Source organism: Stenotrophomonas sp. TWI273, from assembly GCF_039674765.1.
Lineage (GTDB): Bacteria > Pseudomonadota > Gammaproteobacteria > Xanthomonadales > Xanthomonadaceae > Stenotrophomonas.
This window is the reverse complement of the sequence record NZ_JBDJOA010000006.1, coordinates 199,215-218,839: the sequence shown is the minus strand read 5'-3', so window position 1 is coordinate 218,839 and position 19,625 is coordinate 199,215. Positions and strand designations below refer to the sequence as shown.

The 19,625-nt window shown below is 67.9% G+C and carries 18 protein-coding genes; all 18 read right to left on the bottom strand.

Annotated features, from left to right (window positions below; genetic code table 11):
* Positions 1–2: 2 nt before the first annotated feature.
* The 18 genes from bcsB to gspE all read right to left on the bottom strand — a co-directional run bounded on the left by bcsB (position 3) and on the right by gspE (position 19,562).
* Positions 3–2,342 carry a cellulose biosynthesis cyclic di-GMP-binding regulatory protein BcsB gene (gene bcsB, locus ABE571_RS10795; protein ID WP_313220001.1) on the bottom strand — a complete coding sequence of 780 codons (2,340 nt, stop codon included), beginning with the start codon at positions 2,340–2,342 and terminating at the stop codon, positions 3–5.
* Positions 2,339–4,489, bottom strand: a complete 2,151-nt coding sequence (gene bcsA / locus ABE571_RS10790; protein ID WP_313209271.1) for a UDP-forming cellulose synthase catalytic subunit — start codon at positions 4,487–4,489, stop codon at positions 2,339–2,341. The genes bcsB and bcsA overlap by 4 nt, the downstream gene beginning before the upstream one ends.
* Before the next feature lie 99 nt (positions 4,490–4,588).
* Positions 4,589–4,948, bottom strand: coding sequence for a hypothetical protein (locus ABE571_RS10785; protein ID WP_313209269.1), 360 nt, complete (start codon positions 4,946–4,948; stop codon positions 4,589–4,591).
* 24 nt (positions 4,949–4,972) lie between these two features.
* Entirely contained in the window at positions 4,973–5,431 is a 459-nt protein-coding gene (gene bcsD, locus ABE571_RS10780; protein WP_313209267.1) for a cellulose biosynthesis protein BcsD, read from the bottom strand.
* 299 nt (positions 5,432–5,730) lie between these two features.
* Entirely contained in the window at positions 5,731–6,909 is a 1,179-nt protein-coding gene (pncB, locus tag ABE571_RS10775) for a nicotinate phosphoribosyltransferase (RefSeq protein ID WP_346462881.1), read from the bottom strand.
* 108 nt (positions 6,910–7,017) lie between these two features.
* Positions 7,018–7,854 (bottom strand): glycosyltransferase family 2 protein, encoded by an 837-nt coding sequence (locus tag ABE571_RS10770; RefSeq protein ID WP_346493695.1) that lies wholly within the window; start codon positions 7,852–7,854, stop codon positions 7,018–7,020.
* Complete coding sequence (locus ABE571_RS10765) at positions 7,851–8,717, bottom strand: glycosyltransferase (RefSeq protein ID WP_313220006.1); 867 nt, start codon at positions 8,715–8,717, stop codon at positions 7,851–7,853. Before ABE571_RS10765 ends, ABE571_RS10770 begins: the two co-directional genes overlap by 4 nt.
* A 115-nt stretch (positions 8,718–8,832) precedes the next feature.
* A complete protein-coding gene (gene gspD / locus ABE571_RS10760) occupies positions 8,833–11,028 on the bottom strand; it encodes a type II secretion system secretin GspD (protein WP_346493694.1) in 2,196 nt (731 codons plus the stop codon).
* Positions 11,029–11,037: 9 nt separating this feature from the next.
* Positions 11,038–11,826, bottom strand: a complete 789-nt coding sequence (locus tag ABE571_RS10755) for a hypothetical protein (RefSeq protein WP_346493693.1) — start codon at positions 11,824–11,826, stop codon at positions 11,038–11,040.
* A complete protein-coding gene (gene gspM / locus ABE571_RS10750; protein WP_346493692.1) occupies positions 11,816–12,565 on the bottom strand; it encodes a type II secretion system protein GspM in 750 nt (249 codons plus the stop codon). The genes ABE571_RS10755 and gspM overlap by 11 nt, the downstream gene beginning before the upstream one ends.
* Positions 12,534–13,682 carry a PilN domain-containing protein gene (locus tag ABE571_RS10745; RefSeq protein WP_346493691.1) on the bottom strand — a complete coding sequence of 383 codons (1,149 nt, stop codon included), beginning with the start codon at positions 13,680–13,682 and terminating at the stop codon, positions 12,534–12,536. Before ABE571_RS10745 ends, gspM begins: the two co-directional genes overlap by 32 nt.
* A complete protein-coding gene (locus ABE571_RS10740) occupies positions 13,679–14,542 on the bottom strand; it encodes a type II secretion system protein GspK (RefSeq protein ID WP_313209251.1) in 864 nt (287 codons plus the stop codon). The genes ABE571_RS10745 and ABE571_RS10740 overlap by 4 nt, the downstream gene beginning before the upstream one ends.
* Positions 14,539–15,177: a type II secretion system protein J gene (locus ABE571_RS10735; RefSeq protein ID WP_346493690.1), complete on the bottom strand. Its 639-nt coding sequence runs from the start codon at positions 15,175–15,177 to the stop codon at positions 14,539–14,541. Before ABE571_RS10735 ends, ABE571_RS10740 begins: the two co-directional genes overlap by 4 nt.
* The gene (locus ABE571_RS10730) at positions 15,174–15,590 is read right to left on the bottom strand and encodes a prepilin-type N-terminal cleavage/methylation domain-containing protein (protein ID WP_313209247.1); all 417 of its coding nucleotides are present in this window, start codon (positions 15,588–15,590) and stop codon (positions 15,174–15,176) included. Before ABE571_RS10730 ends, ABE571_RS10735 begins: the two co-directional genes overlap by 4 nt.
* Positions 15,587–16,072 (bottom strand): GspH/FimT family pseudopilin, encoded by a 486-nt coding sequence (locus tag ABE571_RS10725; protein WP_346493689.1) that lies wholly within the window; start codon positions 16,070–16,072, stop codon positions 15,587–15,589. Before ABE571_RS10725 ends, ABE571_RS10730 begins: the two co-directional genes overlap by 4 nt.
* Before the next feature lie 24 nt (positions 16,073–16,096).
* Positions 16,097–16,528 (bottom strand): type II secretion system major pseudopilin GspG, encoded by a 432-nt coding sequence (gspG, locus tag ABE571_RS10720; protein ID WP_346493688.1) that lies wholly within the window; start codon positions 16,526–16,528, stop codon positions 16,097–16,099.
* 48 nt (positions 16,529–16,576) lie between these two features.
* Positions 16,577–17,797: a type II secretion system F family protein gene (locus ABE571_RS10715; RefSeq protein ID WP_346493730.1), complete on the bottom strand. Its 1,221-nt coding sequence runs from the start codon at positions 17,795–17,797 to the stop codon at positions 16,577–16,579.
* 37 nt (positions 17,798–17,834) lie between these two features.
* Positions 17,835–19,562 carry a type II secretion system ATPase GspE gene (gene gspE, locus ABE571_RS10710; protein WP_313209242.1) on the bottom strand — a complete coding sequence of 576 codons (1,728 nt, stop codon included), beginning with the start codon at positions 19,560–19,562 and terminating at the stop codon, positions 17,835–17,837.
* Positions 19,563–19,625: the final 63 nt, after the last annotated feature.

The following is a 19,625-nucleotide window of genomic DNA, read 5'->3' as shown; positions in this document are numbered from 1 at the left end:
GCTCAGCCGGACATCCCGATACGTGCCTTGGCGTTGCGCTTGAGCAGCCAGCGCGCGATCAGCGCCAGCAACAGGCAGCCCAGGCCCACGAAGGCGGCCAGCAGCAGCGGGCTCTGCGAGAAGTACCAACGCAGCCAGGTCAGCGGCGGCAGGTGGCCGACGTAGTAACTCTGGTTACCGGCCAGGCTGCGCACCTTGTCTTTCTGCAGCAGCACCACGCTGCCCTGGAAATCACGCAGGCGGTCCGGATCGAACCACGCTTCGAACAGGCGGTTGACCTGGGCGGGGTCGTCGGCCATCACCGCCACCACGCTGCGGCCCTTGCGCAACGGCGATTCGAAGCCCATCAGCACGACGTCGCCCGCATCCGGACGCACCGAGACTTCGGCGGTGGTCGGCAGATCGGTGCGGCGTGCATCCGGCGACAGGAACGAGGGCATGCGTTCGAACACCCAGTCCGAGAGCTGCACGCGGCGCGACTGCCCCGCCTCGCCGATCGGCAGGTGCGCGGCCCATTCGCCGAACAGCGGCTGGCTGCGGCGCGAACCGAGCACCACCAGATCCTGGTCGGCATGCTCGCCGACCTGGCGCGCGGCGATGATGCGGTTGCGCAGCGCCGGGTAACCGGTCGACGCACCCATGCGGCCAAGCAGGGTCAACACGTTGCCGACGTCATCGGCATTGGGGTTGTCCGGCAGCACCAGCACGGTCTCGGAGAGGTCGGCCAGCCGCGTGAACGGATAGCCGGCATTGCCGAAGGCGGCCAGGTTGGGCATCGCCATGTAGTGGTCGAAGCCGCTCAGATCGATGCTGGTATCCCCATCGATCGCCGCGGAAACATCCGGGAAGGTGTTCTTGCACTCGGCCGCCTGCGGGCGATCGAAGAAGAAGTGGAAGCGCAGCTGGCTGTTGGACGAGAACGGTCCGGTCGGCAGCATCACCTTCTGCTGGATCGGCATCGCGCCCGGCGCCTTGAGCTTGTTCCACAGCATGTCCGACACCGAGCGCGGTGCCGGGCGACCGTTCAACGGCAGCGTGGTGACGAAGGCATCGTTGATGCTGATGTTCAGCGCGGACTTGTCCGCGCCTTCGGGCAGCGTGTAGCGGTAGCGCAGGTCCAACGGAATGCCGTCGCGACGCCACACGAACAGATCCGGCGGCAACTGCAGGCCGATCCGGATCAGGTCCGGATGGTAGCCGACGACGTTCAACTCGCTGGTCTGCTGGACCAGCTCGGAAACGCGTACCGGGCGGTCACTCGGGATCCAGTTCGGTGCATCGTACGGCTTGCGCGGCGCGATCTCCTTGAAGTCGCCAATGCTCGCGGTCGGGCCGGACAGCGGCGCGCCCAGGGTCAATGCGGTGGCGGCGATGCGCAGTTCGCCATCGTCGCGGCCGAGCACCAGCAGCAGCTTGCCGTTGGCATCGTTGGGGTTGGCGATCACAGCCAGGGTCGGCCCACTGATGTCGGGCAGGACCAGGCCGGCGGGCGGGTTGCGCGGGGTCGCCACGACCACCGCGTTGCCCTCCAGCGGGACGGTATCGATCGAAGCGGGGAACAACGCGCCGCGGTAGCCGGCCAGCGCGCCAAACCAGGAGGAGACGATACCGGCCGACTGCAGCAGGCCCTGCCCCGGCTGCCCGGTGAACACGAACGGCAGCTCCAGCCGGTTGGTATCGCGCGCATCGAAGAACGGCACCGGCAGCAGCGACAGGTCATTGGTCAGCTGCAGCGGCGCCCAGCCCAGCTCCAGGTAGCTGGCGCGGTCGATATTGGCCCACAGGCTGGTGTGGTCGGGATCCTCGCACTCGCGCGTGTAGTGGCCGATCAACTGCAGGTTGATCCGGTTGTAGTCGATGATCATGCGCGGATCGATATCGATATCGCGCTCGATCATCCGCCCGGCCTGGTCGACCGGCGTCGGCAGGGTCGCCACGGTGACGTCATTGACGGTCACCTTCAGGTGCGACAGGTCGGGCAGCAGCGCCGGGGAATAGCTGTACTTGAGGTGCAGCGAGGCGCGATCGACGACCTGATCGTTGCGGATCGAGAACGGCACGCCAGCGGTGCCCTGGATGCCGCGCAGGGTGATCTCGTAATCGATGCCGAGCTGCTTGAGCGTGGCGCGGCTCTGCCGCGAACCAGCCGCTGGCGCGGCAGGCGGCACGGGCACTGCCGGGGCGGCATCGGCGGGTGCGGCGACGGGCGTGGCCGTTGCGGGTACCGCAGGATCCTGCGCGTAGACCGCGCCACACAGCAGGGTCAGGGTGAACGCCACCGCTGCGGCGGACGGACGCGGCACGCGCACCGGGCGGAACAGGGAACGGTCACGACGGGTCATGCGGAATCTCCGGTGCGCGGCGGGGTGGGGCCATCCTTGCGGCCTCCCGCAAGAACGAAACTGCCCAGGCGGTGGAAGCCGCGCATGCTGGCCTTGAGGACGTCGGTGGTGGAACGCAGGAAGGTATCGCGGTCATGGCGACCCCACAGCTTTACCCAGATATCGGCGCGGGCGAAGGTGGAGGTGACCAGCCAGCGCTCCTGTTCCAGGGTGAGCTCACCGAACTGGATGCTGATGCCCTGGTCGTCGCGGTCATGCCGCACTTCGGCCGGCAACCGCTGGCTGCGCTGGCGATGGGCCAGCTCGACCTCGACGCGGGTGCCCGGCTGTACCGGCTGCACCTGGTCCAGGCGGATCGCCATGCCACCGGTGGAGAAGTTCAGCGTGCGGCACGGCAGCGCCTGGCCATCAGGCAGATGCAGCACGGCGCGCATGTTCAGCGGCACGCGGTGCGCGCGGCGGATCTGGCGCTGTTCGCTGGAGGTGGCGATGACCGCGCCAAGCATGATCATGTTGTAGACGGTCCAGCCCAGGTTCAACCAGATCGTATTGACCTCGCCGCTGGTCTCGGCCATCACCATCCGCACGATGCCGGCGATCACGCCGGCCAGGTTCAACAGCAGCAGCAACAGGTACGGGCGGGCGATCTGCGCATCGAAGTAGCTGCGCTGGACCAGGCCGCCCTTGGCGGTGACGTTGAACTTGCCCAGCTTGGGGTTGATCACCGCCATCAGGGTCGGGCGCAGGATGTACCAGGCCAGCGTGGTCTCGTACACCTCGTTCCACAGCAGATGGCGATGCTTGCCCTGCACACGCAGGTTGGTCAGGTTGGCCATCACGATGTGCGGCAGCGCGTAGGCCAGGATCATCAGCGCCGAGGCGTGGATGACATGGGCGCCGAAGAACAGGAAGGCCAGCGGCGCGGTCAGGAAGATGATCCGTGGCAGGCCATAGAAGAAGTGCAGCATCGCGTTGGTGTAGCAGAGCCGCTGCACGAAGCTCAGGCCCTTGCCGAACATCGGGTTGTCCACCCGCAGGATCTGCGCCATGCCACGGGCCCAGCGGATGCGCTGGCCGACGTGCGCCGAGAGGCTTTCGGTGGCCAGGCCAGCGGCCTGCGGCACCGGGATGTAGGCGCTGCGGTAACCGGCGCGGTGCAGGCGGATGGCGGTGTGCGCATCCTCGGTGACGGTCTCGATCGCCACCCCGCCGACTTCCTCCAGCGGGCCGCGCTTGATCACCGCGCAGGAGCCGCAGAAGAAGGTCGCGTTCCACTGGTCGTTGCCATCCTGCAGCAGGCCGTAGAACAGCTCGCCTTCGTTGGGCACGCGGCCGAAGTTGCCCAGGTTGCGTTCGAACGGATCGGCAGAGAAGAAATAGTGCGGGGTCTGCACCACCGCCATCTTTTCGTCGTGCAGGAACCAGCCCATCGACATCTGCAGGAACGAGCGGGTCGGCATGTGGTCGCAGTCGAAGATGGCCACGTATTCGCCCGTGGTCTTCTTCAGCGCCGCATTGATGTTGCCGGCCTTGGCGTGGCTGTTGTTGGTCCGGGTGATGTACTGCACCCCGACCTCGTCGCAGAATTCACGGAATTCCTCACGGCGGCCGTCATCGAGCAGGTAGATGTTGAGCTTGTCGGCCGGCCAGTCCAGTACCGTCGCCGCCAGCACCGTGGTGCGCACCACCGAGAGCGGTTCGTTGTAGGTGGGGATGAACACATCCACGCTGGGCCACAGCGACTGATCTTCGGGCAGCGGCATCGGCTTGCGGTGCAGCGGCCACGCCACCTGGAAGTAGCCCAGCACCAGCACGATGAACGAGTAGACCTCGGCGGCGACCAGGCCCAGGCCCAGGGTCAGATCGACGAAGCTGCTCATGCCCATGGTGTCGGTCAGACGCCAGTACATGTAGCGCGTGGACATCACCAGCGACAGGCCCATCAGTATCAGCGGGATCAACCGGTTCTCGCGGTTGCGCAGGCACAGGGCGATCAGGAACACCACCGCCGAGAACAGGAACTGCTGGCCGATCTCCATCGGAACGGTGACCACGAAGGCCAGCAGCATGGCGCCGCCGACCGCCAGCGCAAGCAGCGCCAGACGGGCCAGAACGGCATCCCCTCTCGGGGTGGAAGACTTGCTCATGATGTTCCCCAACACGGCCGCAGGCAGCGGCATCCCCTTGCATCAGCCGGCCCGTCGCCCCGCCCCGAAAGGGCGTGACGGACGATCACCGGCTACGTTTCAACCCTGGCGCAACCGGCTCAACGGGCTGTGCCCCGGCGTCGCGCTGCGCGCGCCCGCCAAGCGCTGGAACACCTGTTCCAACGGTGTTTTCTGTGCCGGTGCGGCACTGGTCGGTGTCTCCACCGGTGCAGCCTGGGCCGGCGCGATCACCGCTGCGGCACTGGCCACCGGCGGCAGGACCACGGCCGGAATCGGCGGCGGCGCCTCGTCGCGCGGCTTGGCCACCGCGCTGACGCGGGACTGGCTATGAGAGAAATCCCGGTAAGCACGCGTGTCATCGCGGTCCCCCAGACGGTTGAAGAGACCGGCCACGTCGTCGTGGCTCTCTGAATCGGCAGGTTGCTGAAGCTTGCTCATGGCACCATCGAAAGGGGGAAGGATTCAGAACACACGCGACAGCGTGTACGTGGCTACATCAGGATGATCGCTCTGCAGATAGCGCACATCCAGCACCGACATCATCCCGGCGGCGCGGAACCACTGCCGGTACACACCTTCGAGAAACCCGGTGTCCCACCCGGCGCGGGCGCCGAGCACCGCCGACAACGGCGAGGCGGCGTGATGGATGCGCACCTGTTCGGGCGCTTCCTCGAATACGACCAGCCCCCACTCCGTCGACGACCACACGGCGTTGGCCGCATGCTGCAGTTCCTCCAGCGTCGCCACCGCCGGCAGCGCATGGTCACGGCCGAAGCGCTCACCGATACGCGCCATCAGCCGGGACAGCTCGGCATCGGGCAACGCACTGTCGAACTCTTCGCAGAGCGCAAGCAGGAAGCCGCGCCACTGAGGAGAGCACGAATGGGCACGGTAGTAATCAAGCAATGCTGATGAATTCATCTGGAAAGCCTAGACGAACCACGATGCAGAGGCGGTATACGGGCAATTACCGGCATCGATGTCGGTCAAAAGTGTGAACTACGCCTCACAATATTGTGGCACATCTGGCTTTCCTGCATAGCGAGCGCGCTGCGTCGCTTCCTGACGCGCCGCGTCACCCGCGGCCAGTGGGCTGAACGGAAACGTGGAATGCCCGAGGTACCGGGCGGCCGTGACGGCACCCCGTGGCGTCGCCCCTCCCCGGCAGGGCGGGCGAAAAAGTGTGACGCCGCGGCGTATCCACCGCCCGGCCGCAACGCTCAACCCTCGGCCGGCAACTCGAACACCTGGCGCAGATACGCCAGATAACCCGGGTCATCACACATGCTCTTGCCGGGTGAATCGCTCAGCTTGGCGACCGGCTGGCCGTTGCAGCGGACCATCTTGATGACGATGTTGAGCGGGGTCGGGCCCAGGTCATTGGTCAGGTGTGTGCCGACCCCGAAGGCCACCTGGCAGCGGCCGCGGAAGTAATCGAACAGCTGCATCACCTTTTCGATGTTCAACCCGTCGCTGAAAACCAGCACCTTGCTGCGTGGGTCCACCCGGCGGCTCTCAAAGTGGGCCAGCATGCGGTCGCCCCAGGTGAAGGGGTCGCCGGAATCATGGCGGACGCCGTCGAACAGCTTGCAGAAGTACATGTCGAAGTCGCGCAGGAAGGCGTCCAGCCCGACGACGTCCGACAGCGCGATGCCCAGGTCGCCGCGGTACTCGCGCGCCCAGGATTCCAGCGCCGCCACCTGCGAATCGCGCAGGCGCGGGCCGAGCGCCTGGAACGCCTGCAGGTACTCATGGGCCATCGTGCCGTGCGGGGTCATGCCGTACAGCCGGGCAAAATGCACGTTGCTGGTGCCCACGAACTGCGCACCGAGCGCGTCGCGCAGCATGGGCAGCATCCGCCCGTGCCACTCGCGCGAGTAACGGCGGCGGCTGCCGTAGTCGGCGATCCGGCACAGCTCGAAGCCGGGGGTATCGCGCAGCAGCGCGGTCTTGGCCTGCAGGCGGCGCTCGCCCTCGCTGAAATCCGAGTCGGTGGTGTTGCGGAACCAGACCTCGTTGATGATCGCCAGCAGCGGAACTTCGAACAGGATGGTGTGCAGCCACGGCCCGGTGATGTCCAGATCGATCTCACCGGGTACGGTGGTCGAGGGGCGCAGCGCGATGTACTTGCGGTCCAGGTGGAACAGCCCGAGGAAATCGGCGAAATCCGGTTTGACGAAGCGCAGGCCGCGCACGTAGTCCAGCTCTTCGGCACTGAATCGCAGGCTGCACAGGTGGTCGATCTCGGCGTTGATCTGGTCGATGAACTGCGCCAGGTCGATGCCCGGGGTCCGGCACTTGAACCGGTACTGCACCTGCGCGCCGGGGTACTGATGCAGCACCGCCTGCATCATGGTGAATTTGTACAGGTCGGTGTCGAGCAGGGACTGGATGATCATGCTGGGGATTATGCGCCCGCCACCGGGTACGACCAACGGCCGGTGCCCGCAGCGTGGAATGCGTTCACGGCAGGTATCGCCCCGGTGCCGAAGCGAGTGCGCGGGCCTCTACCGGCGGCGGAGCAGACGCGGCACCCGCGCCAGCGCATGCGCCCAGATCGCGCCCCACACGGCACAGCGCACCGGCCAGGCGCGTTGCGGCGCCTCGAATTTCCGGAAGTAGCGCCACAGCCCCCGGTGCTTGTGCCATTCCACGAAGAACGGCCGTGAGCGGCTGGAGACACCGCGTACATGGGTGACCTGCAGGTCGTTGGCGATCGCGATCACCGCGCCGGCCTCGCGTGCGCGCCGGCACAGGTCCAGATCCTCGGCGTGCAGGCGATAGCCCGCATCCCAGCCGCCGATCCGGTCGAACAGCGCGCGCGGCATCAACAGCAGGGCGCCGGACAGGGCCGGCACGACCTGCAGCGGCTGGCTGCGGTCAACCGGGATCGCCAGCTTTCCGCCCTGCCCGGGGTTGCGCAGCATCGCGGCGAAATCCGGGTCTCGGCGTCGCACCGCATCGTCCGGGCGGCCGTCTTCGTCGACCTGTTCCACGCCCAGCAGGCAGTCACCCAGCGGCAGCGCGCGTTCGCGCAGCAGGGCCAGGGTATCGGGACCGACCATCAGGTCCGGGTTGATGAAGGCCAGCCAGGGTGCCTGGCTGTCGGCCACGCCCTGGTTGTTGGCCGCCGCAAATCCGGGGTTGTCCGGATTGGCGATGAAGCGCACCCGCGGATCGGCGCTGGCATGGCGCTGCACGATCTCCAGGGTGCCGTCGGTGGAATCGTTGTCGACCACGCGGATTTCAGCGATGTCGCGCGCCTCGCGCAGGCGCAGCAGGCAGGCGTCCAGCGTGCTGGCGCTCTGGTAGCTGACGATGATGGCGGCGATGGCAGGGCTCAAACGGGCGGCTCCGGGGCGGCAATGACAGGCGGCGCGAACAGATCGCCCTGCGCCTTGGGCATTATCGCCTGCCGGTGGTGTTGCTGCAGGTCGTGGCGTGCCTGCTGCAACGGATCAGCCATCAGAAAGCCGGCCAGCCGCGGCGGCCAGGCCGGCCAGCGCGTCGCCAACGCCTCCATGTCACCCTCGCCGGTCACGCCTTCGGCCACGCGGGCGACGAAGGCGGTCTCGCACAGCGCGTTGCGCCAGCCGAGCCCGGCCATGCGCAGGCTGAGGTCGATCAGCGCCGCGTTCCACGACGCGTAGCTGTGCATGTCCAGCCCGCCGGCCTTGCGCCGGGCATTGCCGCGCAACAACACAGCGTGGGTCACCGCCGAAGGCAACTCGGGATGCAGCGGCGGCATCGCCGCGCAGGCCTGGGCCAACGGCGCCAGGTCCAGATCGTCCGGCAGCGGATTGATCTCGCCCAGGCGCGGCCAGGCGGCCGTCTCACCGGCATTGCACCACGGCGTGGCCGAGCCGATCGAGGCATCGCGGGCCAGGCAGGCCTCCAGCTGCTGCAGCCAGCCCGGTGCCGGGATCGCATCCGGGGCGAGCACCACCACGTCGGCGCCGGTACACGCGGCGAGCATTTCATCCAGATGGGCGACTTCGCCGATCGCCCGGGCACGGCGGGTGTACTCGGCCTGCAGCGGCGTCTGTGCCAACCAGTGTTCGATCACGGCCTGGGCGCGCGGGCCGGCCTGGCCATCGTCGGCCAACCAGATCGCGGTACCGGGCGCGGTGCCGGCATCGAGCGCGGCCAGGCAGCGGTCCAGCGCGGCATCGTCGACCCCGATCGGCAACAGGATGACCGTGCTCATGCCGACCTCTGCGTGCTGCCGTCTTCGCCGTGTCGCTGTGTCATCGCAGGCTCCCTTGGGCGCGGCCAGCGTAACAAGATCGGCCCCTGCGGTGACAGCAGGGGCCTGGCATCTCTCAGCGCTTGCCCTTGCGCTCGGGGAACGGCTCCATCGCACGGAAGCGGCTGCTGTACTCGTCGGTCAGGTTCCGCGACTCCTGTGCGTTGCGCACGATGGTCGGGGTCAGCAGCACGATCACTTCGGAGCGTTCGGACTTCAACGTCTTCCGGCCAAACAGCGCACCGATCACCGGCAGCTTGCTCAGGCCCGGTACGCCACTGGAGCCGTCTTCGCCGGAATCGGTGATCAGGCCGGCGAGCATGATGGTGTCACCGCTCTGCACCGCCGCTTCGGTGGAAATCTTGCGGGTATTGATCGGCGGGTTGCAGGTGGTGCGGGTCGGGTCGCAGCCGCTCGGGATCGCGCCGGCCGAACTGACCTCCTGCACGATGTCCAGGAACACCACGCCATCGCGGGTGATGCGCGGGCGCACTTTGAGGATCACGCCGGTATCCAGGTACTGGACCTGGCTGTAGGTGTTGTCGCCGCCCACGCCGGTATTGACCGACACCGAGTTGATCGGAATCTGGGTGCCCACATTGAGGGTGGCTTCGGCGTTGTTGCGCACGAACAGCGACGGGGTCTGCAGCAGACGCAGGTTGCTGACCTTGTCCAGCGCGCTGACCACCGCGGCGGCGTTCTTGCCGAGGAAGGTCCAGCCGACCCCGTCACTGCCGACCGAGCCGGAAATGCTGCCCCAGATCGAACGGCCAAGCGCGCTGGGCAGGTCGATGCCGCTCTCGGTCTTGCCGGTGGCCACGGCCTGCTCGAAGAACCAGTTCACGCCGTAGCTGAGATCGCCGGTCAGCGCGACCTCGGCCACCTGCGCTTCGATGTGGACCTGCATCGGCATCACGTCGAGCTTTTCGATCACCTCGCGGATCGAGCGCCACGCCTGCGGGGTGGAGCGCACCAGCAACGTGTTGGTTTCCTCCACTGCCGAGACACCGACCGTATCGCCCTGCACCTCCAGGCTGAAGCTGGCGTTGCCGGACTGGCGCTGCGGCAGGCTCATCGTGCCCTCGCCCAGCCCACCGCGGCTGCTGCCGTTGCTGCTGCCGGTGTTGGAGAAATTGCTGTTGCTGTTGCCATCGCGGCTGCCGATGTCCATCGGCGACGCGCCCGGCGCCAGCGAACTGCTGCCGCGGCCGCCGCGGCCGTTCTCATTGGCGAAGGCCTCGGCCAGACGCTCGGCCAGGTCCTTGGCCTTGACGTAGCGCAGCTCATAGGAGAACAGCCGCGCGCTGCCACCGGCGGTATCGATGCGGTCCAGCCACTGCTGGATCTGGTCGAGATAGCGCGCCTGCGGGGTGATCACCAGCACCGCGTTGGCATTCTCCAGCGGCAGGAAGCGGAACATGCCGGCGCTGGGAGTTTTACTTTCCTCGCCGAACACCTTCTCCAGATCGGCGGCGACCTGCTCGGCCTTGCCGGACTGGATCGGGAACACGCCCACGGACATGCCCGAGAGCCAGTCCACGTCAAAAATCTCGACCGTGCGCAGGTAGTTCTCCAGTTCGCTGCGGGTACCGCCGAGGGTGATCACGTTGCGGCCGTTGTCGACGTTGACGATCGCGTTCGGGCGCGCGTAGGGCTCCAGCACTTTCTTCATCTCGGTGGCGGAGATGTACTGCAGCGGCACCACGCGCACTTCGAAGCCACGCGCATTGGCCGGCGAGGCGGTGCTGGGGGATACGGTGCCCGCCAGCGCCTGGTCGGCGGCCACGATGTTGTAGCGGCCTGCGCTGTAGACCATGCGTGCGTTGTTCCAGCCCAGCACCATTTCCAGCAGGTTCAAGGCCTGCGCCGAGGAGACCGGCTTGGGCGTGGCCAGGGTCACGGTGCCCTGCACGCCCGGCGCGATCACATAGTTCTGGCCGAGGAAGTCGCCGAGGATCGCCTTGACCACGGCGTGCACCGATTCGCCTTCGAAGTTGAAGGTCGCATTGCCGGTGGAGGCATTGCCCAGCGACGGCTGCGGCGCCGCGGCGGCGCTGCGGTTGATCATCGTGCCGGTGCCGCGGCGGATCACCGCCTGCGGTGCACTGCTGGTTCCCAGTGGCTCGGCATCGACGCCTGTGTGGGATCCATCACCGGCGACCACCTGGTGGCTGTCGAGGACCGCATCGCGGCGCACCTCCGGCGCGGGCACGGTGGTGCAGCCCACCAGCAGGGCGACAAGGAAAGACACGGGGAAAAGGCGCAGGGTCATGCTGTCACTCTAAGGGTTGTGGCCGGAGCCGCCCGCGGGCGGTTGCTGCGACTGCTGTTGCTGTTGTTGCTGCAATTGCTGGCGGCGCGCCTGGATGCGCTCGCGGATCGCCTTCATCTGGTCTTCGCTGGGGCCCTGCGCGTTCTGCGCGGGGGCCGCCGCATTCGAGGGCGTTCCTGCCTGCGCCGCAGGGGCTGCGGCCGGTGGGGGGGCGGGCATCGGCGCCGCCGCGCCGTTGATCGGTCGGGCGCCGGTACCGGCCGGAGGAACGCTCGTGAGCGGCGTGGCGCCCAGCACGGTGGGGGGCTCGCCGCCCTGCCCGTTGAACACCGGCAGTTCCAGCGTCTGGGTGCCACCCGGCCCGCTGACCGTGGCCCGGCGTGGTTCCAGCGCCAGCAGCTGCCAACTGTTCACCGCCTCACCGTTCAAGCGCAACCGCAGCGACTGGCGCTGATCGGTGGTCAGGATGGCCATGGCGAAGTCAGGCGTGAGCAGTACGCCGGTCAGCGAAACGCTGCTGGCGGTGCCCTGCTCGGTGCCGCCGAGCAGATACGGGCGCGGCTGCCGGTCTTCGGCGAACAGCGGCCGCGCACCGATCTGTGCGTACGTGCTGGCCGAGGCCATGCGCTCCGGTGCGGCCGGTGCCAGCTGCGGCAACGGCCCGGGGCCGATATCGCCATCCGTGGCCGGCGCGATACGGCTGCCCAGCCCGAACAGCGTGGCGATCCAGATCGCCAGTGCCCACAGCGCGATGCCCCCCAGCCACCAGGTGCGCAGGCCGGCTGCTTCAAGCTTCATGCTCGACCTCCTCGGCAGCGTCCGGTGCCGGCGCGGGTTCGGCCGCATCGCTGGGCAGGGCCGCACCTGGGTCAGCGTTCTGCCCAGCGTCCTGTTCCGCCGGCAGCGGAAGGGGGGGCGGCACCGGCGCACCAGGCTCCAGCGCGGCGCCCGGGCGCAGATAGCCGACCAGTTCGAACGACACGTCCAGGCCGGTGCCGGTTTCACTTGGCGATTGCTGGAAGCGCTGCGCCAGCAGATTGAGGTTGTCCACGAACAGGCGCGGCGTGCCGGTCTCCAGCGTGTGCAGCACCGCGGCCATCTCCGGCACGCCGCACCGCAGGCGCACCTGCAGGGCCACGCGCGGGAAGGCCGGTTCGCGACTGGCATCCGGCAGTGGCGTGCGATTGCTGATCGTGCAGCTGCGATTGCCCGGGCTGGCGGAGGCCACCGCATCCTGCAGGCGGCTGGAGAGCGCGGCAGCCGCCGATTCGGCCGTGGCTTCGCGCAGGAAGCCGGGGCGGCCCTCGAGCGCCGTCTGCACCTCGCTCAGTTGGGTAGCGATCTGGCCGCGCTGCGCCAGCTGCGCCTGCACACGCTGCTGACGCTCCTGCACCGTTGCGATGTCGGCATGGATCGCCAGCAGCGGGCGGGTCAACCACGGATGCACCAGCAGCAGGTAGGCCACCGCGATCACCGCCAGCAGCAGGCCCAGCGCCAGCCAGCGATCACGGCGCGTCGGTTGTGCTGCCATCGGCAACCTCCTTGGCAGGCGGCATCGCGCCGGGCAACGGCTGCAGCTCGGCAGTCAGCGTGAAACGGTCGCGGCCGCTGGTCGCCCCATCGGCCTGCAGCACGCCGGTCAGGTTGACCTTGCGCCACAGCGGCGAGTCCTGCAGCAGCGGCACCAGTTGCGAGGCTTCGCGGCTGAGCCCGATCAACTGCAGCGTGGTGCCCTCGATCGACATTTTTTCCAGATAGGTGCCATCGGGCAGCAGGCGGGTAAGTTCATTCCATATCTCCACGGTGCTCGCATGCTCGGCACGCTTGCCCTCCAGGAACGCGGCGCCTTCCACCAGACTCTGCAGTTGCTGCCGTTCGGCGGCAACCCGCCGCGCATCACGCGCGGCGGCATCGACCTGCTCACGCAACTGGTCTGCCGCGGCCTGGCGATTGTCGATCAACTGATGGCCGGCCAGCGCAAGCAGCACGACCGCGCCCACGGCCAGCAGCCAGTTCCAGCGCGCCATCGGGTCGCGATACGGCTGCCGCTGCGCGACCGGCAGCAGATTGACGTCCAGCGGCTGGCCAGTGGCATCCACCGCATCGACGCCGGCCACGGCCTGCGCCCACGGCCCGGCCTGCTGCGCCCACTGCTCCAGCTGCACGCGCGGGATCACCACCAGCTCGAGCTGCAACTGGCCATCCGGCAGCGCGCCCAGCTCGCGCACGTCGTAGCTGACCTGGCTGGCATCGAAGGGGGTTTGCCGATCAATTTCAAAACCGACCACATCGCGCAGCCGCTCCGCGGCCGCCGCAGGCAGCCGCAGCGGGCGCCGCAACACGCTGCCGGCGGGCAGCAACCAATGCCGCGGCAAGCTGCGCAGGCGCGCGTCCAGCACGGTATCCAGGGTGTCCGGCGATACCGGCCAGGGCAGTTCGGCGATCGCCTCGATCTGCTCGCCCGTCTGGCGCTGCAGGCGCAACACCTCACCATCGCGCTGCAACAGCAGCCGCGAGCGCGACCAGCCCATCGCCCATTGCCACCGCACCGGCAGCCAGGCCAGCAACGATTGCCGCCACCAGCGCAGGCTGCTGCCCACGCCAGGCGACAAGCGCCCGCGGGCCCGCACCAGACTGTCACGCCATGCCGTCATCTTGCTGCCATTCCCTGTTCCCAGCGAAGTACTGTGTATGCCGTTCCCGGCGTGCCTGCCGACCCCATCCTCACCACGGCGCGCAGTACCGATATCCGGCCGCGTTCGTCCGTGGCGCGACTCTCGATACTATAGGTGCCGCTGCCACCTGCAAGCGGTGCGGTCGGTAATCCCGCGTCATCTGCCGCCGCCGCACGCTCGCGCTCGGCCAGCAGGCGTTCGGCGTCCAGCCCCAGCGCGGTCAACACCGGGCCAGCCGCGAAGCGTGGATCGGGCCGCGCCTGGCGGCTGTACAGGGTCAGCATCGGCTCGATCCGCGCATACAGGTCCGCCTCCATGCCCAGCACGCGCTGCAGCTCGCCCACGGTCTCGAAGCGCGCGTTGCGTGCGCCATACGGCAGGCCGGCCGCGACGTAATCCGGCGTCTCCGCGCCACCGCCAGGCTGTTTGAGGCTGTCGGCGTCGCGCCAATCGACGATGGCACCGGCCAGCTGCTGGGCGCGGCCAGGTTCCTCTCCCATTGCACGAAGGAAGGCGGTGAGGAAGCTGGCATCGGCCAGATTCAGATTCACTTTGCCGTTCTCATCCAGGATCGCCAGATCGATCCGGCGGTCATCGAAGCTCCACCGGTAGCGGCGGCCATCGGCCACCCATGCCGGCTGGCTTGCGCGGGGCTGCAGACGATGCAGGGCATATTCGAGCCCCGCGCGCGCGTATTCCTGGCCGATGGCATCATCGCCAATCACGCGCTGCTGCATGTGCTCCACGCGTGCGCTCAGCGCGAATGCGCCGATCACCGCCGTGAGCAGCGCGATCAACCACAGCACCAGCACCAGCGCGGCACCGCGCGCCGGCCTCATCGGCGATCTCCGCGCGGTGGCGGGAGCGCCGCGATCATCGGTGGCCACGCCGGTCCCTGCAGCGGGACGATCTCGATCGAGACCAGCAGCGGCAGGCGGCGGGTGTCCTCCCAGCGGTCCAGCCATTCGGTCAGCTGGCCGGTGCGCAGATCGGTACCGCGATAGCGGAAGCGCACGTCGCGCAGCTGATCGGCCAGCATTTCCGGCGGCCGCGGTGGATCTTCTTCGATCGCCTCGCCGTTCTGCAGCAGGGTCAGCCCGACCTCCAGCTGTTCCTGCCCACCCGCACGACGGACCTGCAGCTCATGCGCATACGGCCCGCCCCGGCCGAGGTAGCCAGGCAGATCGGAGACAAACAGCATCCGCTGCGGCTCGCCAACGAAGTACACCGGGTCGCGGGTGGGATCCGGCGGCGAGGTCGCGATGACCAGCGCGGTCGACAGGCGACGCCGCAGAAAGCCTTCGACCGCGCGCATGCGCTCGTTCTGGGCGGCCATGCGCTCGCCGCGCTGGCTGATCGCCATGGCCGAGCGCACGGTGGCGAAGGCCAGCGCCAGGCCGCCGACCAGCAGCGCGGTCGCCAGCAGGATTTCGATCAGGGTGAAGCCGCGGGCACGGCGCGCGCGCCGCGTCATCGCGGGGTTCCCGGTACCGGCGGCAACACGCGCAGGCTGCGCCATTGCAACTGCTCGCCGTTGCCTTCGCCCCAGCGCACCTGCAGGGTGATCTGCGCCAGGGTCGGGCCGCCAACATCGGTGGCCACCGGCGCGGTGGTCGTGCGTGGCTCCGCGTACGGTTCCACCTGCAATCGCCAACGGTACTTGCCCTGCTCCCACTCGCCCTGTGTGCTGCCCTCCTGCAGCGGAGCCTCCACGCCGGTACTGGCCAGCAGCGACTGCGCATACAGCGTGGCCCGGCTGCGCACGTCGGCCTGACCGACCTGACGCGCCGCACCGGACAGGCTGCCCAGCAGCAGGGTCAACGCCAACGCCAGCAGCGCGAAGGCGATGATCACCTCCAGCAATGAATAGCCGCGCTGACGCTTCATCCGCCCTCCCGGCGCGGACCGGCACGGACTTCGCCGGTGATCCAGCCGACGTGGATCTCCCACACCGCGCCGCGCGTGCTCAGGTCGATGCTGCCGCCACTGGCCGCGCCGTCGGCGAAGAAGGCGATGCTGCCCTGCCCCGGCGCGATGCTGAGCTGGCTCGCCCCGCGGAACTGGACGTCCAGCGCGGCGGGAATCTGCCCGTGGCGCCCATTGGCGGCCTGCCACGTCCTGGCACGCGGGTCGATCACGAAGCGCTGGGTCTGGCCGGTGGCGATGGCCTGCGTGCGCGTGTAGCGCAGCTGGGTGGCGATTTCCTTGCCGGCGTTGCGCAGGCGCATGCCGTCGATGCCACCGTTCATCGCGGTGGCGGTCACCACACCGATGATGGCGATCAGCGCCACGACCAGCAGCATCTCCAGCAACGACAGACCGCGCACACGGGTGCCCGTGGGCACGCGATGCGGCGGTCTGCTCGGCATGGGCCACAGCGCTCCCACTGCCGATTACTCGTACCGGATGTCCGCGTCGTAACTGCTGCCACCGACCTTGCCGTCCTTGCCCAGGCTGATCAGGTCGTACGGCTGGCTTTCGCCCGGCACGCGGTACTCCAACGCATGACCCCACGGGTCATTGAGGTCGGCCGGCTTGGCGTACGGCCCGAGCCAACCCGCGCTGCCGCTGGGCTGGGTGACCAGATCATCCAGTTTGGCCGGCAGCTTGCCGGTATCGAGCTGATAGTTGTCGATCTTGCCGCCCATGGTCTGCACCTGTGCCTTGGCGATGTTGGCCTTGCCACGATCGGCGCCGCCGAGCACGCGGCTGCCGACCAGGGTCAGCACCGCACCGATCAGCACGATCACGATGATGATCTCCAGCAGGCTCATGCCGGACTGGTGGCGCGCGGAAGAAAAGCGGGTCAGGCGACGGCGTTGCATATGGCAGGCTCCTTGCATCGAATCGTTGGGGTATTCACCAGCGGCCGGTCAGCCGATGGCATTGGTCAGGTCGTACAACGGCACCAGCACGGCCACGATCACCAGGCCGACCACCGAAGCCAGCACCAGGGTGATCACCGGCACCAGCGCCGACAGCAACCGGTCGATCGCGCGCGCGCTTTCCTGTTCGAACGTATCGGCGGTCTTGAGCAGCATCGTATCCAGCGCGCCGGATTCCTCGCCGACCTGGATCATCTGCAGCGCCAGCCGCGGAAAGCGTTTGCCGCGCGCCAACGATGCCGACAGGCCGTTGCCGTTCTTGACCTCGTCACTGGCTGCATCGACATCGGCGGCCAGCGCGCGGTTGCTCAGCACGTTGCGCGCGATGCCCAGGCCGGACAGCAGCGGCACGCCGTTGCGCAGCAACGTGCCCAGGGTGCGGGCCAGGCGCGCGGTTTCCAGCTTGGCCAGCAGCGGGCCGATGCCGTTGCGTTGCAGCAGCCAGCCATCCATGGCCAGGCGCGTGGCCGGTTGCCGCAGCCGCCGCTCCACCACCAGCGCGATCACGGCCGGTACCACGATCATGATGATCCAGCCTTCGCGCACGACCAGGCCGGCGGTGAGCACCCACTGGGTGAACCACGGCAGCGCGACATCCAGGCTTTCGTACATCAGCGCGAACTGCGGCACCACGTAGCCCAGCAGGAACAGCAGCGCACCGCCGACCACCGCCAGCAGGATCGCCGGGTAGATCAGCGCGTTGATGACGCGGCCTTTCAGCTCAGCGCTGCGCTCCAGGTAATCCGACAGCCGCTGCAGGGTGTCGTGCAGGCTGCCACCGGCTTCACCGGCGCGCACCATGTTGATGTACAGCCGCGAGAACAGCCCGTGCTGGCGCTCCAGCGCGGTGGAGAGCGGCGCACCGCCGCGCACGATGTCGCGGATGTCGGTGACCACCCGGCGCGTGCGCTCGTCTTCAGGCAGTTCCAGCAGGATGCTGAGCGCACGGTCCAGTGGCTGCCCGGCACCGAGCAGCGTCGCCAGTTGCTGGGTGAACTGCACCAGCCCACCGCCGTCGAACGGTTTGCGACGCAGCATCGCCGCCCAGGATGACGCCCCCGCGACACCTTCGCTGGCCAGGCGCGCCTCCATCGGCATGTGACCCTGGTCCTGCAGGCGCGCGGCCACCTCGGCTTCGCTGGCCGCGTCCATCTGGCCCTCGAACAGTTCGCCATGCGCGTTGAGCGCCTTGTAGCGGTACTGGGCCATGCTCAGCCGCCCACCGGGTGCCGACCGCATGCACGCATCAGGATTCCTCCGTCACGCGCAGTACTTCTTCCAGCGTGGTGTGGCCCTGCAGGGCCTTGGACAGGCCATCCTCATACATGGTGCGCATGCCGGCCGCGCGCGCGATCTGTTCGATCTCACCCATGCCGGCGCGACGCATCACCGCGCTGCGCAGCGCATCGTTCATCACCAGGAACTCGACGATGGTGGTGCGGCCGAGATACCCGGTGGGCGCGATCGCCGAGGGCTGTGCACGGTAGAGGAAAATCTCCCCCTCCGGCTGCAGGCGGCGCAGGCCGAATTTGTCGATCTCTTCCGGTGAGGCACGGTAGCGCTGCGCATGCTGCGGCTCCAGCCGGCGCACCAGGCGCTGGGCGAGGATGCCGTTGATCGTGGAGGTCAGCAGATAATCTTCCACGCCCATGTCCAGCAGGCGGGTGATGCCGCCGGCGGCATTGTTGGTGTGCAGGGTGGAGAGCACCAGGTGGCCGGTGAGCGCGGACTGGATCGCGATGCGGGCGGTTTCCAGATCGCGCATTTCGCCAATCATGATGATGTCCGGATCCTGGCGCACGATGCTGCGCAGCGCATTGGCGAAATCCAACCCGATCTGCGGTTTGGCCTGGATCTGGTTGATGCCTTCGATCTGGTATTCGACCGGATCTTCGACAGTGATGATCTTGACGTCGGCGGTATTGAGCTGGCTCAGCGCGGTGTACAGCGTGGTGGTCTTGCCCGAGCCGGTGGGGCCGGTCACCAGCAGGATGCCATGCGGCTGCTCGAGCACCTTGCGGAACTGCGGCAGGAATGCCTCGGTGAAACCCAGCCGATGGAAATCGAACACCACCGTATCGCGGTCGAGCAGGCGCATCACCACGCTTTCGCCATGCGCGGTGGGCACGCTGCTGACACGCAGATCGAGCTCCTTGCCCTGCACGCGCAACATGATGCGGCCGTCCTGCGGCAGGCGACGTTCGGCGATGTTGAGCCGCGCCATGATCTTGATACGGCTGATCACCGCGGCCGTGAGATTGACCGGCGGGCTTTCCCCTTCGATCAGCACGCCATCCACGCGGTAACGCACTTTCAGGCGATTCTCGAACGGTTCGATATGGATATCCGAGGCGCGCAGTTCCACCGCTCGCTGGATGACCAGGTTGACCAGCCGGATCACCGGCGCTTCGGAAGCCAGATCGCGCAGGTGTTCGATGTCGTCGACCGCAGCGCCCTCCCCGTCGGCGGTCTCGATGATCGCGCCCATCGCGCTGCGGCCCTGGCCAAACCAGCGCTCGATCAGATCGTCGATCTCCGAGCGCAGGCCCACGTGCAGGCGCACCGGCAGGCCCATCGCCAACTGCACCGCATCGGCCGCATACGGGTCCTGCGGATCGGACAGCCACAGGTCGAGCACGCCGTCCTGGAGGACCAGCGGACAGACATGGAATTGTTTGAGGAAACGCAGCGTCAACGGCAAGCCATCAAGCAGCGCTTCGGGTGGCGCTTCCGGCACGGCCTTGGCATCGAGCAACGGCAGGCCGAGCACCTCGGCACAGGTCTGTGCATGGTCCCGCTCGGAGACCAGCCCCAGCCGCACCAGCAGACCGAGCAGGCTGCCGCCGGACTCACGGTGCAGCGGACGCGCGCGGGCCAGGTCGCTGTCCTTGAGCCGACCTTTCTCCAGCAATACCCCGACGATGCGGGATTCGGCGGTGGCTTCTGCAGTGGGATCCTGGGCAACCGCGTTCAATCACTTTCTCCTGGCAACCGCTGCGACTTTAGCAGTTCACCGCGATCGTACGCGGGATTGCAC

What these genes read in the sequence shown, in the direction of transcription:
- bcsB (WP_313220001.1), bottom strand. Translation starts at nt 2,342, where the DNA reads ATGACCCGTCGTGACCGTTCCCTGTTCCGCCCGGTGCGCGTGCCGCGT.
- bcsA (WP_313209271.1), bottom strand. Translation starts at nt 4,489, where the DNA reads ATGAGCAAGTCTTCCACCCCGAGAGGGGATGCCGTTCTGGCCCGTCTG.
- ABE571_RS10785 (WP_313209269.1), bottom strand. Translation starts at nt 4,948, where the DNA reads ATGAGCAAGCTTCAGCAACCTGCCGATTCAGAGAGCCACGACGACGTG.
- bcsD (WP_313209267.1), bottom strand. Translation starts at nt 5,431, where the DNA reads ATGAATTCATCAGCATTGCTTGATTACTACCGTGCCCATTCGTGCTCT.
- pncB (WP_346462881.1), bottom strand. Translation starts at nt 6,909, where the DNA reads ATGATCATCCAGTCCCTGCTCGACACCGACCTGTACAAATTCACCATG.
- ABE571_RS10765 (WP_313220006.1), bottom strand. Translation starts at nt 8,717, where the DNA reads ATGAGCACGGTCATCCTGTTGCCGATCGGGGTCGACGATGCCGCGCTG.
- gspD (WP_346493694.1), bottom strand. Translation starts at nt 11,028, where the DNA reads ATGACCCTGCGCCTTTTCCCCGTGTCTTTCCTTGTCGCCCTGCTGGTG.
- ABE571_RS10755 (WP_346493693.1), bottom strand. Translation starts at nt 11,826, where the DNA reads ATGAAGCTTGAAGCAGCCGGCCTGCGCACCTGGTGGCTGGGGGGCATC.
- ABE571_RS10745 (WP_346493691.1), bottom strand. Translation starts at nt 13,682, where the DNA reads ATGACGGCATGGCGTGACAGTCTGGTGCGGGCCCGCGGGCGCTTGTCG.
- ABE571_RS10740 (WP_313209251.1), bottom strand. Translation starts at nt 14,542, where the DNA reads ATGAGGCCGGCGCGCGGTGCCGCGCTGGTGCTGGTGCTGTGGTTGATC.
- ABE571_RS10735 (WP_346493690.1), bottom strand. Translation starts at nt 15,177, where the DNA reads ATGACGCGGCGCGCGCGCCGTGCCCGCGGCTTCACCCTGATCGAAATC.
- ABE571_RS10730 (WP_313209247.1), bottom strand. Translation starts at nt 15,590, where the DNA reads ATGAAGCGTCAGCGCGGCTATTCATTGCTGGAGGTGATCATCGCCTTC.
- ABE571_RS10725 (WP_346493689.1), bottom strand. Translation starts at nt 16,072, where the DNA reads ATGCCGAGCAGACCGCCGCATCGCGTGCCCACGGGCACCCGTGTGCGC.
- gspG (WP_346493688.1), bottom strand. Translation starts at nt 16,528, where the DNA reads ATGCAACGCCGTCGCCTGACCCGCTTTTCTTCCGCGCGCCACCAGTCC.
- ABE571_RS10715 (WP_346493730.1), bottom strand. Translation starts at nt 17,797, where the DNA reads ATGGCCCAGTACCGCTACAAGGCGCTCAACGCGCATGGCGAACTGTTC.